Genomic DNA, 13,797 nt, shown 5'->3' with positions numbered 1-13,797 from the left:
CAATCTTGAACAAGGGCTGAACAGCCGCTTTCCGGTTGCGGGGCATACATTCACCTTCTACCAAACGTAAAAGGAATATGAAGCTCTCTATGACGTGCTGTAGCCTGCTGATGCTGGCATCCATCCACCTTACTGCGCAAAACAAAACAACGACGATCCCTTTATCCGGCAGTGCAGCATTGCTTCCTGTGAATGCCACGGTAACTGATACTTCCTATAAAGGGAAAAAGGCTGTGAAGGTGGTTGCCATCAAGGGGAATGAGCCCTCCTTCGTAAAGATCAGGGACAAGAGCTTTGTGAATGGGACCATTGAAGTTGAGTTGGCAGGAAAGCGGCAGGAAACTGCGCATCCGATGAACCGGGGATTTGTAGGGATCGCCTTTAGGATTAGCGATGATGATAAAAAGTTCGAATGCTTTTATCTGCGGGCTGCCAATGGAAGGGCGGAAGATCAGGTGCAGCGAAACCATACGACGCAATATTATGCGCATCCCGATTTTAATGTAGAAGTATTGCGTAAAGAATTTCCGGAAAAATATGAGTCCTATGTAGATATGGTGCCTGGTGAGTGGACAAAAATTAGGATTGAAGTATCAGGACAACAGGCAAAATTATATGTACACGGAAGCGCGCAACCCTGCCTGATCGTAAACGATCTAAAATTGGGTGCTGACAGGCAAGGAGCCATCGGCCTCTGGGTAGGAGGCGGTACGGATGCTCATTTTGCAAACCTGAAGGTTACAAAAACTGACTAAGCGACCAATGGAATGCGGCTGCAAACAAAAAGGGCATCCCACTTTTCAGTGGATGCCCTTTTAACATGGAGATGTCCTATTAACTAACTGCTAAGAGACTGCTTTGATAGGCTTATTGCTTGCCTTCTTCTTTGATCCATACTGCAGAGGCTGCTACACGGTCCATACGTGCCTGTGGTGGCTCGTTGGGGCGGGTAGGTACAGATTGTCCGCCAGCTGCCGGTAATGGCGTTGTGGGAACCCTGTTCAGGCGTGCATAGTTGGGGATCGCTATCAGCGGCGTGCCATCGCTCCAGGTGCCTTTGATGGTCATTACACCATTCAGGAACTCAGGTTTCCATTCCATAGTCAAAGGTCCTTTACCGATCGACTTGTTGATATCACCACCATTGTCGGCTTGCTCTACGTTGTAGATCAATGGTCCGTAACGGAGGGCTACACGGCCTTTGTCGGCTTCGATCCTTTCGTCAGCTGTTACCTTTTGGATTTGCATAGGCAACACGACATTGATCTTGTCGCCAGCTTTCCAGGCACGACGGATAGCTACATAGCCATTCTCGATCTTGATAGGTACTGCTTTGCCGTTTACAGTCAGTGATTTCAAGCCGCTAACTGCAGGTACTGGTGTATACAGTTCGCTGGTAGTACGGTTAGGTACACGTACATAAACAGTGAATGTTTTAGATACCTTGGGGTTCACGGTGATGGCTACATCACCATTCCAGGGATAGTCTGTTTTTTGTACCATTTCCACATCAGTGCCTACTACACGCTCCACCTTGATGGTGCTGCCTACATACATGTTTACATACAGGCCGTCTGCACCGGTTACGTATGTCCAGGTAGGGATCATCAGCAGGGTACGGGGAATATTGCCCACGCAGCAGGGGCACACGTGCCACTGGTAGCGACCTTGTGCTGATGACAGCGCGTTGGTATAATAGAAGTTCTTTCCTTCGAGGTCGATGGAACCCAGCAGGGCGTTGTACATCGTTTCTTCGTACAGGTCAGCATACTTGGCATCGTGGTAAGCCAGGTTCATCTTGTACTGGAAGAAGATAAGACCAGCGCTGGAGCAGGATTCGCAATACGCATTGTTGCGGAGTGAATAGTTGCCACCAAAGCCTTCAGAAGTTTCGCCGCTGCCGATACCGCCAGTGAGGTAATACTTCTTGTTGATCATGTTATTCCACAACGACATTACCGCGCTCTGGTAATCTACGTCACCAGTTTCTGCTGCCACATCGGCCATCGCAGAATAGTTGTAGGTAGCGCGAACGGCGTGGCCTACTGCTTCGTATTGTTGTTGTACAGGTACGTGGCTTTGATCATACTCGCTACCGTTTTTGCGGTTGTCGAGCAGGAACTTGGCCAGGTTGATATAGCTGTCGCCATGGCTGCCTTTGCCTTCCATGTCGTTCACGAAACGGCCAAAGCGTACAAGGGCTTGTTCCATTTCCTGGTGGCCGTCATACCATTCATTTTTACCGGGTGCAATGTTGGCTACCCAGCAATCGGCCAGTCTCTTGGCGGCATCGTACAATCTTTTGTCTTTGCCTTCGGTGAGTGTGTAATGGTTGATGGCACTTTCAATGAAGTAGCCAGCAACATATCCTTCATGGTCGCCACGGTTGCGGGGATTCCATCTGGATGTCCAACGGCTGCTATCACGCAGCGTGTAAGCTGTTTGCAAGTAGCCATCAGGCTCCTGTGCTGAGAGGATGATGGGAATCCACTCTTCGAGTTTCTTCTTCATCTTCTCTTGTGCAGCAATGATCTCCTTATCGCCTTGTGGATCTACCATCAGGGCAATACACATTGACTCTACTGTCTGGTGTACCCAGGCATTGGAGAATACATATCCTTTATGACGTTCGTGGGGTAAACCTTTGATTGCCTTAGCTGCTTCGATGAAGTTGTCCAGACCACCTGAACCTTCTTTGATGTCGGTACGCTCGTTTTGATCGATACAGAAAGGAATCCAGTTTGTGATCATCGCTTTGGCGCGATCACCCCAGAGCTTGCTGTCAATCTTGTAGCGTTTGGTGTATACTACATCGAGGCGTTTGGACTTAGGAGGAGTGTGTACCTTTACGTTCAGGGTAGAAGTAGCTGTGTTCTTGCCTTCGGTGGCACTAAGCTTCAGTACATAGTTGCCCGGTGCAGAGAACTGTGCAGTAGCATTCTTATCGGATGCGCTGCTGAAGGTAACAGTGCCGGGACCGGAAACTTTGGTCCACGCTGCATTGCTGATAGGGGTAACGGATTTGATCGTAGCAGCGAGGTAGCTTTTGCCACCTACCATTACATCACGATCGATGCCTGCAACTACCATTGGGGCAGGAGAGGGTGAGTTCTCGGTTTTATATACAGCCCATTCTGCGAGTGTTGCCAGGCCTCTGTCGGCAGAGTCCAGCTCCAGGCGCAGTTTGGTTGTTTTGATTTCGTCAAAGGTGGTGCTGTTGTACTGGTTGTTGGCCAGTCCAAAGCCAGCAGCATTTTTTACAGGTACGAACTGGCTGCCATCCCAATAAGAAACGCGGTAAGCCATGGGCAGGCGGATACCGTCATTGAAGTTCCACCAGAAAAGGGATACCTCTTTGGTGCTTACGGGTTGGGCCCATTCATACTGTACCCAGTATTGTGAACGGGGAGGCATAGGCCTGTTGCCGCCACCGCCGCCACGCTGATTGCCTCTTGGCGTAGGCGTTTGTCCATCATTGAGGGCATCGAGGTTGCCGCCAAACCGGTTGGCAACTGTGGGGGTAGCAACAATAGCCAGGTTAGGTTTGCTTCCTGGCGATTGGCTCATGGCCGCCGGCGCAGCCGTCATAGCAAGCATTGCAGCAAGTGTACTGTTACGTACAGTTCGTTTTATTTGCATGGTCAATTTGGATTAATATTGCTCCATCTGGGCAACTCTCAAATTTAAACAGGTGCCAACGATTGAAATACTCAAATATTAACCAATGCAGGGTGTTTATTAACCCTTCTTAAAATATGCTATCAATAACAAGTGTATTAAAGACAATTATAGCACTGGGAGCGGTTCAGGGGCTGATAGCGGGTGCGTTACTTTTCTGGAATAAGCGCCAGAAAAAGGCCAATAAAATACTGGCTTTTATGCTTTGGTTTTTCTCGCTCGCCTGCATCAATTTGAGGCTTTACCAGGAGTCAATATTGTATAATTCTACGCTTGGTGGTTTCATCGATGCTTTTGTGCCCCGCGAGCTCATTATGCCGCTGGGACCGTTGTTATACTTTTATATCCGTGCCAGCCTTGAACCTGATTTTAGGTTGAAGCCATACCGAAAACACTTTTATACGGTGTTGCTCGATGTACTTCCTTTCATCGTTACTATAATATATGTAGTGGGTATTGTGTTGGGATTTGTTAAAAAGGCTATCCCGCTGGGTTATTACAGGGATATGTATTTTATGTATGTTGATATTCCGCGTTGGTTATCGCTTACTATTTACCTCTGGCTCTCTGCCCGTTATCTCGCCCAATTTCCTGCCCAGGTATCGTCAGATGGAGGAGAAGAAACAGAAAATACCATCACTTTACGCTGGTTGCGCCAGTTTATTAGGGTATTTCTGGGGTTACAGGTAATATGGTTGATTTATTTAATTCCGTATGTTATTCCACGTTTCAGCAACCAGTTGCTGGAGCAGTTGGGCTGGTACCCGATCTATGTGCCACTGGCAGTGCTCATTTACTGGCTGGGTATAAAAGCGCTGTTGGTAACTTACAATGTGCCGGTGGCCATCCGCAAAACTGTGAGCCCTGCTGTGGCGCTGCCCGCCAATACGGTGGAGCAAACTATCCCTATCTTGAAAAAGGCGATGGAAGAGGAGCGGCTATATCTCGATCCTTTGCTTAACCTCACCGTTCTTTCGCAACATACTGGTATCGCCGCCAAAACCATCTCGGCAGTCCTCAATCAACATTTGAATACTTCTTTTAATGAGTTTGTGAACCAGTACCGGATCACTGAATTCAAGAAGCGGGTGCTGGAAGCCGACCTGCAGCACCTGACTATTACCGGCATCGCCTTTGACTGCGGGTTCAATTCGCAGGCTACCTTTCAGCGTGCGTTCAAGCAGGTCACTGGCATGTCGCCCACCGAATACAGGAAGGCGGCATTGGAAAAGCCACTCTAAAATCTTTGACGACCTCAGGATGGGTCGCCCTCAAAGGGCGGCTCACCCTGAACGAACCCAACATTTCTGCTTTCCTTAACACTCAAATCCGGATTTGAATAGGTTAACAGCCTCTTTTACAGGTGTTTTGTTCAATAATAAATACCTGTATATGAAAAGGACTTTTACTGTGCTGCTACCGATTGTCTTGCTGTTTGTCTCAAAAATCAATGCCCAGGCGCCCACTGACCGGGCACTCGCAACATCCCTCGACAGTTTGCTCAACGCTAATTTTAAACCCGCAGAGCCGGGTATGGTGGTGATGGCTGTCCGCAAAGGAAAGGTCATTTATCGTAAAGCTTTTGGGAGTGCCAACCTGGAGCAAGGCGTTCCGCTGAAGCCGGATATGGTTTTCAGGATCGGTTCCATTACCAAACAGTTCACCGCCATTGGCATCCTGCAGCTGGCAGAGCAGGGCAAGCTGAAGCTCTCCGATAGTGTGCAGCAGTATGTTCCGGATTTTCCTGCCAAAGGTCATACGATCACCATCGAGCATCTGCTTACGCATACATCGGGTATTCCTGACTATATGGCCATCGATCATCCGGACCCCTATATCGAGCGGCATGATTTTACGCTTTCCTTCCTCATCAACCATTTCAAGAATGCTCCGTTGAATTTTGTGCCGGGTAGCCGCTTTGGGTACACCAACTCTGGCTACACGCTGCTGGGCTATATTATTGAAAAGGTAAGCGGCCAGAAGTATCATGATTATATTCAAAAGGAGGTGCTGGATAAAGCAGGATTGAAGCATACGTTTTATGCCAATGAAATGACGATTGTTCCCGGTCGGGTAAATGGTTATACGCGTGACAGAGGCTTTTATCAGAATACGTACTATCAAACGCTCTCTCTTGGCTATGCCTGTGGCGATCTGCTGAGTAATGTGGATGATCTGTATGCCTGGAATCAGGCATTGCTGGCTGGTAAGCTAATTAAAAAGGAAACGCTGGAAAAAGCATTTGCACCGCACAAGCTGCAGGATGGCACAGTGACCAATTATGGCTATGGCTGGAATGTAGGCAAATTGAATGGCGCAAATTGTATACGGCATGAAGGGCAGGTGAGTGGTTTCATTTCCCTGGAAAGTTATTACCCGGAGCAGGATGTGTTTGTGGCGATGCTTACGAATGTAAAATCAGGAGAAGACAGGACTGATTTTAGTGACAAGCGTTTCAGACTCTTTGTGCAGGTTCCCAGAACTGTGTTGGGCAACCTGTTTCCCAAAGCAGTAGCGGTTCCCGATGCTGTGTTGGATACTTATACAGGAAAATACCAGACCGTATCAGGGAAAAAGACGATCTCCATTAAAAGGAAGGGCCATACTTTATACATGTTAGATGGCATGGAGTTCGGAACGCATGCATTGAGCGAGCGAAGGTTCTATGTGATGGATGTTCCGGCAGAAATTTTCATTGAGTTTATCAGCGACAGTGCGGGAAAAGTAACGGGATTGATCGTGGAGCAGAATGGGCGCTATGAATGGAAAAAGATAGAGTGATCATAAAAAAGCAAGCCTGAACATATGCTCAGGCTTGCTTAAATAGTATTGTAATAAAAAATTATGCTACTTCTACATCTTCTTCGGCGCAGAGTTTGAATACAGCGCCGTGCATGTTCTCATCTACGCGCAGTTGACAGGCGAGGCGGCTGTTGGGCTCTGCATCGGGCAGCGTGTCCAGCATATCCAGCTCGGCATCGCTGTGAGCAGCCAGGTTGTCCATGCCTTCCAGTACCTGTACATGGCAGGTGCCGCACATAGCCATGCCGCCACAGGTAGCCAGTACATTGTACTCATGGGCTTTGAGGATCTCCATCAGGTTCAACCCCATATCTTCAGGTGCTTCGAGTTGTCTTTCTTCTCCTGCCTTGTTCAGTACGGTAATATTGATCATAATAGCTCCTCGCTTTTTTAGAAGGCGTTCACGCCATTTACGGTGGTATACTTAAAGCTCAGGCGCTGGTTGGGATACACGTGCTTGAAAGCGCTTTGCGCCATCAGGGCCGATTCGTGGAATCCGCAAAGGATAAGCTTCAGTTTACCAGGATACGTATTGATATCACCAATGGCATAGATGCCTTCGACATTGGTGGAATAATCGAATGTATTAACGCTGATTGCGCTCTTATCGATATTCAATCCCCACTCGGCAATGGGTCCCAGCTTAGGGCTCAGGCCAAATAATGGGATCAGATAATCGGTAGGCATCGTGGTGATAGCTTTGTCGGCGCCTTCGATGTGTACTTCGTTCAGCTTGCCGTTGCCATTGATCTTAACGATGTTCGATTTTAACACTAGGTTGATCTTACCTGCTTCAGCCAGGTGGAACACCTTTTCTGCTGAATCGGGAGCTCCACGGAATGTTTCGCCCCGGTGTACGAGGGTTACAGACTTGGCTACATTGGCGAGATAGATCGTCCAGTCGAGGGCAGAGTCACCACCGCCGGCGAGTACGATATCTTTATCCCTGAACAGCTCAGGATCTTTTACCATGTAGGTTACGCCCTTGCCTTCGAAAGCTTCCAACTGCTCGATGGCCGGCTTGCGGGGCTCGAAGCAGCCCAGTCCACCTGCAATGGTGATCACCTTGCAATGGATCTTTGTATTGTCGGAAGTAGTTACGATGAAAGACTTGTCTTCCTGCCTTTCGATGTTTTCCACTCTTTCACCCAGGGTGAAAGTTGGCTCGAAGGGAGCTATCTGCTTTTTCAGGTTATCCACCAGTTCCTGCGCTTTGATTTCGGGTGCGCCGGGAATATCATAGATCGGTTTTTGGGGATATATCTCTGAAAGCTGTCCGCCTACCTGGGGCAGGGAATCAACGAGGTGACAGCGCATCTTCAACAGTCCGGCTTCAAAAACAGCGAATAATCCTACAGGGCCGGCTCCAATAATACAGATATCAGTTGTAATCATTATGTATAATACTCGTTTACTAAATGATAATCAGGCTATTGCCTTTTCATCATGGCTTTGCGTTCGTTGGTTGGGAATGAACTTTGCTCATTTTAACCGGGTGCAAAATTACGGCGCAGAAAGTTCATTATCAACCGTATTTGGAAATCCTGTTTACGGAATTAGAAAAAACACGTAGTCCGGAGCGCCGGTTTGCCAGTAATAACAAAGACGGGAAAAGATAGTTCACTGGTTGTCAATGACCTTTAGAAGCTGGCTGATCCAGTTGTCTGAATTGTTAAAAACGTAGTCTGGAGCTACGCCAATATTTTCATACGGCTCGTATCCCTTGCTTTTCAGGTCGGTCATGGTAGCGCCATATTGCCCGCCGAAGCGAAGCATCTTGCTGTAATTTACCCCGTAGGCGATTGTGCCGCGGGTTGTTTGCCCGTATACCGGGGCCTGAATAGCCTTCCGAAGCTGCAGGGTAAAGATCTCTCCCCGGCTCATAGTGCCGTTATTGACCAACACGTAAATCTTACCTTTCGCACTGTATCGTTTCAGCAGGGTTAAGAACTTTTGGGATACTTTTTCGGCGCCGCCAGTGTTGTTGCGCAGGTCTACGATCAGGCGTGGTGCGGTAAGTGAATCTTTGATCCTGTCGAAAAATGCCTGGGATACTTCCATGTCTTTTTCTATAGCAGAGAAGTTGCCCAACCGCAGGTATTGCAGGGTGGGGTTGATGGGCTTGAGCTGAAAGGCTGGTTCGATGCGATTGATATTGATATGATCCACTTCGCCGGGAAATTTCTTGTATACTGCATCGGTAAGGGAGACATAAAACCAGGAGTTGATCAGGGAATGGTTCTTAAACTTTTCATTGGTATATAACATCAGGTATTTGTAAACCGGGTGTCCATAAATGCTCCTGAAATAATGGGGCTGGTATTCATAAAGCTGCATGGCTACCTGACCTTTCTCCCATACCGGCAGGATAGTGCTGAGTACCACGCCTGTCAGTTCCTGGCGATTGGGGGTACGGTACAGACCTACGGTGAGGTATTGATCGTAATAATAAATGCCTTCTACGGAATCTCTGTGCTTGGTGGCAAGGACAGCCTGCAGGGAATCAAGATTGATTTGTACTGCGGGATATTGCTTGAAAAAAGCAGATTGTCTGTATTGTGCTACTGCTTGCTCATTGGTGAAATCTGATGGCTTTAAACCCTGCTCAGGAAGCTGGTAAAACCCAAGATGATTGTCGTATAAAGGAAAGAAAAGCCGGGCAAGGTGGTAGAAGCCATCGAAACTATTTTTTACATGGGAGCTATCTGACCGCAATGCCTGGTACAGGGAATCAAATAAACCGGCTCTTTCTCCTTTGATCTGGTCTTTCCAGGAAGGTGTTTTCTTCAGTTGTGTGTAGAGTTCATCGAGAGCGGCCAGGTAACCGGTTGATTGTGCCCGGGCGGCAACAGATAATACAAGCATGCAGAGGATCAGTAAATAACGAAGCATAGAATTGTTCATTTAATAAGTCAATATTAAAACCGGGTGCTTGTATGAGTGCCGGCAATCTGCCAACCCGCCCGAAACGTCTTCCAATCCCTTTCGTTCACTGGGAAATTGATATATTGATTTTTGTATATGTATTCTGGTAAAACTTACTTTAAATGAATTGCAGTTTCCTAAATCCTTTTCGGGTACTATTTCCGTATATAAGGTGCATCTCTCTTACTTATCACTTTTGAAAGGAACACCTACATACACTGAACAGGAATTGGTTAGTATGCTGAAGCAACGCACACAGGCGGCTTTCAGCTATCTATACGATAACTATGCTGCCACGCTCAATGGCATCATTGTAGGGATTATCCAGGACCACGAAGTGTCGGGCGACGTACTACAGGAAGTATTTGTGAAAATTTGGCGGCAGGTAGAAAACTACGACCCGGTCAAAGGCCGGTTGTTCACCTGGATGTACAACATTGCCCGCACTACTGCGATAGATACGCTGCGTAGCAGGGACTGGAAAAACAGTAAACGTAACAACTCTTTAACGGAAGAATATGCATTACTGCCCGACAAGGGGGCAAGTCCCGGTGACGAACTGGGTCTGCGTAAGATCATTCAGGGCTTGCGGGAAGAGTATAAAATACTGGTAGAGTTGTCTTATTTTGAAGGCTATACACAGGAAGAAATATCGGGGATGCTGAACATACCGTTGGGCACCGTGAAAACAAGGATACGAGCGGCGATATTGCAATTACGACAACAGGTTAAACTGTAAAGTGGATATACAGGCATACATACAAAGTGGGGTCATTGAAAGCTATGTGTTGGGCATAGCCAATGAACAGGAAGTGGCCGAATTGCAACGGCTGCGCCTGGAGCACCCGGCCATTGCCGCTGCCGTAGAGCAGGCCGAGCAATGGTTGCTGGATAGTTCCAGCCAGTTGGCTGTGCCTGTAGCTGATAAAGCTAAAATGCAATTGTTGACCACGCTCGAAAATGACTTCAAAGAGCCTGTTACTGCCTCTGCGGGATCAGTCTCATCCGAAACGCCTGTACGTAGCATAAGCCGCAACATGACCTGGGTTGCTGCTGCATCGGTTGTGCTCTTTGTATCAAGTGCAGCTGTCAATCTCTATCTCTATAATAAGTATACCAAGGCTGCCAACGATTACAGCGATCTGCTGAAGGAGCGCACAACACTGCTGGCTACTAACAAGGCTTATGAAAACCGCCTGACTGCCTTGCAGAATAATATGCAGCTCATGACGGCGCCTGGGATGCTCAAAGTATCTATGCCGGGTGTAGCTGGTAAAGAACAAAGCCTTGCTACCGTTTATTGGGATACGCAAACCAAAAACGTATACCTCATTGCCAATAACCTGCCGGCTGCACCTGCTGGCAAGCAATACCAACTGTGGGCATTGGTAGACGGAAAACCTGTTGATGCAGGCATGCTGGAAAACTGTGAGGGCTTATGCCAGCTAAAGAACATACCTCAGGCACAGGCTTTTGCCATCACGCTTGAAAAGGCAGGCGGCAGTCCTGCTCCCGATCTTACACAGCTGTATGTAATGGGTAAAGTACAATCGTAAGGCATCGGCAATCGGCAGTGTCGGCAACCGGCAATGCATTTTCTTCACAAGCAGGTTTATTACTACGCTATCCTCTGTTATAATAGCCATCTTTTACAGGTGGCTTTTTTCATGCATGGAAATTATAGATGTTGCTGGCTTTCAAAAAAGGTACCTCTTCAAAACCTTTAGGAAACTCACTACGTATATATTATAGCGCAACAATGAAAGAGCTTTCACTTGTAATACCGCATCTTCTCAGCAGTATCGATCAGTAAACACTGATCCCGTATTTCATAACAATCTTTTTTATATTAAATCATCACACAATGAAAAGGACAATGAACCTGATGGCTATTGGTATGCTCGTAGCCTTCGTATTTAACGGTAATGTACAAGCTTCTACGCCAACTCCTGCTATTAGCTATTCCATTGCAGTACCTGAATGGGCGAAGTCTTCTACCGGCACCTGGCCTGGCATGAAGGATGGTAAAACGTATTGGTACAAGCTCGACAAGAAAGGCGGCTTGTGGTGGAGCACAGACGGTAAGAAATGGGCTGAAGTAAAAGACGGTGCATGGGCTGATAAGGAAGGCAAATGGTTGAAGATCCACGACAAAAAGCTGGTATGGAGCACTGATGGAAAGGCATGGTCTGAAGTGCCAGAATGGAAATGGGAAGGCTCCGACGGCAAGTGGTACAAGTTCGATGCCCAGTGGGGATTGTGGGTAAATCAGTAATGTAGGCGAACAGATATGTGCAGGTGAATGAGCAACGGTAAGTAGATGCAAACGGGTTGACACCTGACCCTGATAAAGCCCGCTGAATAATCTTCAGTGGGCTTTATGTGTTATATAGGCGCCAGCAGCCCTGCTGTTTTTGGTGAAAACTGCACTTTTTGGTCAACTCCACTATTTGAATACACTATCCATACTTCTGACATACCGTTGACATACTTCTGCTATACTCCAGCTCTACACCAGGTCTTCAGTATTTGCACATCAAACCTTCCTTTCTGTCATCAATGCCGTCTAATTGTCATCAATAATGAAGCTGATCAAATGTAATGCTAAAAATCAATGGGCACAACTGAGTGCAGGGAGGAGCCCTGCCAATTTAGGACAAATCGGGTGAGACTGGGACAAGTAAGACTTTTTGACTCGTCCTAAAATAACTATACTGATTTTTAGATAATCCTGCAGTAACTATACATCGGTATGATAATCCTGTAGTTACTATACAGGGAAGTTTTCAAAAATAGGGATTAGTTTGTTTACTGGCGGCTTCCTTATGTGAACCTGGCCGCTTTGCAGGGTACGATTTCCATCGTTTCTTTAATGTGCCTTGCAATTGATGAGCGTGTTCAGGAGTTAAAAAGTCACAACTGCCATGTGGCCTTAGTTCATTGTATGCCCTGATACTATCTCTGACCATCTGACAGGTTTGTTCAAAGCCATAAGGTGTACTGTAGAGATTGAATTCTGTTTTGATAATTCCATTCATCCGTTCTGCCAGCGCATTTTCATAAGGATCGCCATTTTCTGTCATGCTGATTGAGATACTATTCTGTTTCAATATTTTAACATACTCTGCACTACAATATTGGGAACCACGGTCTGAATGATGGATCAGAGGCTGGTCTGCATAACGCCGATTGTTGATAGCCATTTGCAAGGCTTCCTGACACCCAAGTGCCGACATGTCTGTGCGCAGGCAATAGCCCACTATTTTGCGCGAATAGCCATCAGTGATCAGGCTTAAATAACTCCATTGACCAGCCATGCGGATATAAGTAATATCGCTCACCCAGAGCTGTTCCGGACGATGGCAATCCTGGTTTTTGATCAGGTTCTCATATTTGTGCATCCAATGTCGTGAGTCTGTTGTTATTACTTTGCGCTTACGCTGGCGGATCAATAGTTTATGGCGTTCCAACAAATCAAACAGGTAGTCACGGCCCACTTCAATCCCATGAGTGGCCAGCTGTGGAGTTATTTTATAATGCAACTTACGGGTACCCAATCTGGGTAACTGCTTTCTTTGTTCTTCAACATGTTGTAAAATAATATCATCCCGGAACACTTCCTGGTTGCGGCGCCAGCGGTGATCATACAGGGCATGGCGGGTTTTGCCAAACAGTGAACATAACTTCCCGATACTCTTCCCGGGAAAATCATGCTTTAATCGTTCGACTGTTTGGCACCAGGCTTTTTTCTGATATTAATTTTAAGCTGTTCTTCTGCTACATCGATGAGGGTATTTAATGCAGCAATCTTTAACTGAGCTTCTTCCAATGCCTTCTGTAAATCCTTTACATCGGCATTAGCGGGTATGTTGTTCTTTTTAGCAGATTTATCCTTCTTCATCAAGGCGTCATTGGAGTCCACAAGATCGACATTTTCCTGTTTGAATTGCTCGATCCAACCCTGAATTGTACTTTTCGCTTTTACACCATAGGCCAACTGGGCTTCCCGGATACTCAAACGGCCACTCACCACTGAGCGCGCTGCTGATCGCTTTATTTCCATACTCGCAGGACCATTACTTCTTGGTCTTGTTATCAAATCGCTATTCCTTAGCCATTTGCGCAACGTAGATCGGTTAAGACCGTATTCAACCTGAGCCAATTGCAGGGGCTTACCATTAAGCACTTCGGTAATCACCTGAGCAATAAACTTTTTGTCATAATTACTGCCAGGTATATACCGGCCAATTAAAATTTTTGACGTCTCTTCTACCATACAATAGTGTTGTTTTATTGTATAGTTATTTTAGGACGGGTCAAAAAGGAATTGCCGATAAAATAAAAAACCATCCCTCAGGATGGCTTTTGTTTCCCCAATGTGAAATCAATGTC

12 protein-coding genes are annotated in these 13,797 nt (G+C 46.8%); 6 read left to right on the top strand and 6 right to left on the bottom strand.

Going from position 1 to position 13,797, the window contains the following annotated elements; all coding sequences use genetic code 11:
* The first annotated feature begins 77 nt into the window (after positions 1 to 77).
* Entirely contained in the window at positions 78 to 755 is a 678-nt protein-coding gene (locus AC5JBY_RS29910; RefSeq protein WP_495908368.1) for a hypothetical protein, read from the top strand.
* 112 nt (positions 756 to 867) lie between these two features.
* Here AC5JBY_RS29910 and AC5JBY_RS29905 read toward each other — a convergent pair whose 3' ends face one another.
* Positions 868 to 3,639 (bottom strand): beta-L-arabinofuranosidase domain-containing protein, encoded by a 2,772-nt coding sequence (locus AC5JBY_RS29905; RefSeq protein WP_495908367.1) that lies wholly within the window; start codon positions 3,637 to 3,639, stop codon positions 868 to 870.
* 116 nt (positions 3,640 to 3,755) lie between these two features.
* On the opposite strand from AC5JBY_RS29905, the gene AC5JBY_RS29900 reads away from it, so the two are divergent.
* Complete coding sequence (locus tag AC5JBY_RS29900; protein WP_495908366.1) at positions 3,756 to 4,919, top strand: helix-turn-helix domain-containing protein; 1,164 nt, start codon at positions 3,756 to 3,758, stop codon at positions 4,917 to 4,919.
* A gap of 151 nt (positions 4,920 to 5,070) precedes the next feature.
* Positions 5,071 to 6,459 (top strand): serine hydrolase, encoded by a 1,389-nt coding sequence (locus AC5JBY_RS29895; RefSeq protein WP_495908365.1) that lies wholly within the window; start codon positions 5,071 to 5,073, stop codon positions 6,457 to 6,459.
* A 61-nt stretch (positions 6,460 to 6,520) separates the two neighbouring features.
* On the opposite strand, the gene AC5JBY_RS29890 is transcribed toward AC5JBY_RS29895, so the two are convergent.
* The 3 genes from AC5JBY_RS29890 to AC5JBY_RS29880 all read right to left on the bottom strand — a co-directional run bounded on the left by AC5JBY_RS29890 (position 6,521) and on the right by AC5JBY_RS29880 (position 9,372).
* Positions 6,521 to 6,853, bottom strand: a complete 333-nt coding sequence (locus tag AC5JBY_RS29890) for a 2Fe-2S iron-sulfur cluster-binding protein (RefSeq protein ID WP_495908364.1) — start codon at positions 6,851 to 6,853, stop codon at positions 6,521 to 6,523.
* Positions 6,854 to 6,870: 17 nt separating this feature from the next.
* Complete coding sequence (locus AC5JBY_RS29885; protein WP_495908363.1) at positions 6,871 to 7,875, bottom strand: NAD(P)/FAD-dependent oxidoreductase; 1,005 nt, start codon at positions 7,873 to 7,875, stop codon at positions 6,871 to 6,873.
* A gap of 225 nt (positions 7,876 to 8,100) precedes the next feature.
* Positions 8,101 to 9,372, bottom strand: a complete 1,272-nt coding sequence (locus tag AC5JBY_RS29880; RefSeq protein WP_495908362.1) for a S41 family peptidase — start codon at positions 9,370 to 9,372, stop codon at positions 8,101 to 8,103.
* Between the two features lie 271 nt (positions 9,373 to 9,643).
* On the opposite strand from AC5JBY_RS29880, the gene AC5JBY_RS29875 reads away from it, so the two are divergent.
* The 3 genes from AC5JBY_RS29875 (at position 9,644) to AC5JBY_RS29865 (ending at position 11,680) form a co-directional block, all read left to right on the top strand.
* A complete protein-coding gene (locus AC5JBY_RS29875; protein ID WP_495908361.1) occupies positions 9,644 to 10,144 on the top strand; it encodes an RNA polymerase sigma factor in 501 nt (166 codons plus the stop codon).
* A gap of 1 nt (position 10,145) precedes the next feature.
* On the top strand, positions 10,146 to 10,961 hold the full coding sequence (locus tag AC5JBY_RS29870) for an anti-sigma factor (protein WP_495908360.1): 816 nt from the start codon (positions 10,146 to 10,148) through the stop codon (positions 10,959 to 10,961).
* A 308-nt stretch (positions 10,962 to 11,269) separates the two neighbouring features.
* Positions 11,270 to 11,680: a hypothetical protein gene (locus AC5JBY_RS29865; RefSeq protein ID WP_495908359.1), complete on the top strand. Its 411-nt coding sequence runs from the start codon at positions 11,270 to 11,272 to the stop codon at positions 11,678 to 11,680.
* Positions 11,681 to 12,191: 511 nt separating this feature from the next.
* Here AC5JBY_RS29865 and AC5JBY_RS29860 read toward each other — a convergent pair.
* Positions 12,192 to 13,097, bottom strand: a complete 906-nt coding sequence (locus AC5JBY_RS29860; protein WP_495905590.1) for an IS3 family transposase — start codon at positions 13,095 to 13,097, stop codon at positions 12,192 to 12,194.
* A gap of 23 nt (positions 13,098 to 13,120) precedes the next feature.
* A complete protein-coding gene (locus tag AC5JBY_RS29855; protein ID WP_495905307.1) occupies positions 13,121 to 13,681 on the bottom strand; it encodes a hypothetical protein in 561 nt (186 codons plus the stop codon).
* Positions 13,682 to 13,797 lie beyond the last annotated feature (116 nt).

Source organism: Paraflavitalea sp. (assembly GCF_059502485.1).
The sequence above is the reverse complement of the archived record's forward strand: the minus strand, read 5'-3'. Positions and strand labels throughout refer to the sequence as shown.

Excerpts from the sequence above, each read along its gene's own strand:
- AC5JBY_RS29910 (WP_495908368.1), top strand. The coding sequence starts at position 78 with ATGAAGCTCTCTATGACGTGCTGTAGCCTGCTGATGCTGGCATCCATC.
- AC5JBY_RS29905 (WP_495908367.1), bottom strand. The coding sequence starts at position 3,639 with ATGCAAATAAAACGAACTGTACGTAACAGTACACTTGCTGCAATGCTT.
- AC5JBY_RS29900 (WP_495908366.1), top strand. The coding sequence starts at position 3,756 with ATGCTATCAATAACAAGTGTATTAAAGACAATTATAGCACTGGGAGCG.
- AC5JBY_RS29895 (WP_495908365.1), top strand. The coding sequence starts at position 5,071 with ATGAAAAGGACTTTTACTGTGCTGCTACCGATTGTCTTGCTGTTTGTC.
- AC5JBY_RS29890 (WP_495908364.1), bottom strand. The coding sequence starts at position 6,853 with ATGATCAATATTACCGTACTGAACAAGGCAGGAGAAGAAAGACAACTC.
- AC5JBY_RS29885 (WP_495908363.1), bottom strand. The coding sequence starts at position 7,875 with ATGATTACAACTGATATCTGTATTATTGGAGCCGGCCCTGTAGGATTA.
- AC5JBY_RS29880 (WP_495908362.1), bottom strand. The coding sequence starts at position 9,372 with ATGCTTCGTTATTTACTGATCCTCTGCATGCTTGTATTATCTGTTGCC.
- AC5JBY_RS29875 (WP_495908361.1), top strand. The coding sequence starts at position 9,644 with ATGCTGAAGCAACGCACACAGGCGGCTTTCAGCTATCTATACGATAAC.
- AC5JBY_RS29865 (WP_495908359.1), top strand. The coding sequence starts at position 11,270 with ATGAAAAGGACAATGAACCTGATGGCTATTGGTATGCTCGTAGCCTTC.
- AC5JBY_RS29855 (WP_495905307.1), bottom strand. The coding sequence starts at position 13,681 with ATGGTAGAAGAGACGTCAAAAATTTTAATTGGCCGGTATATACCTGGC.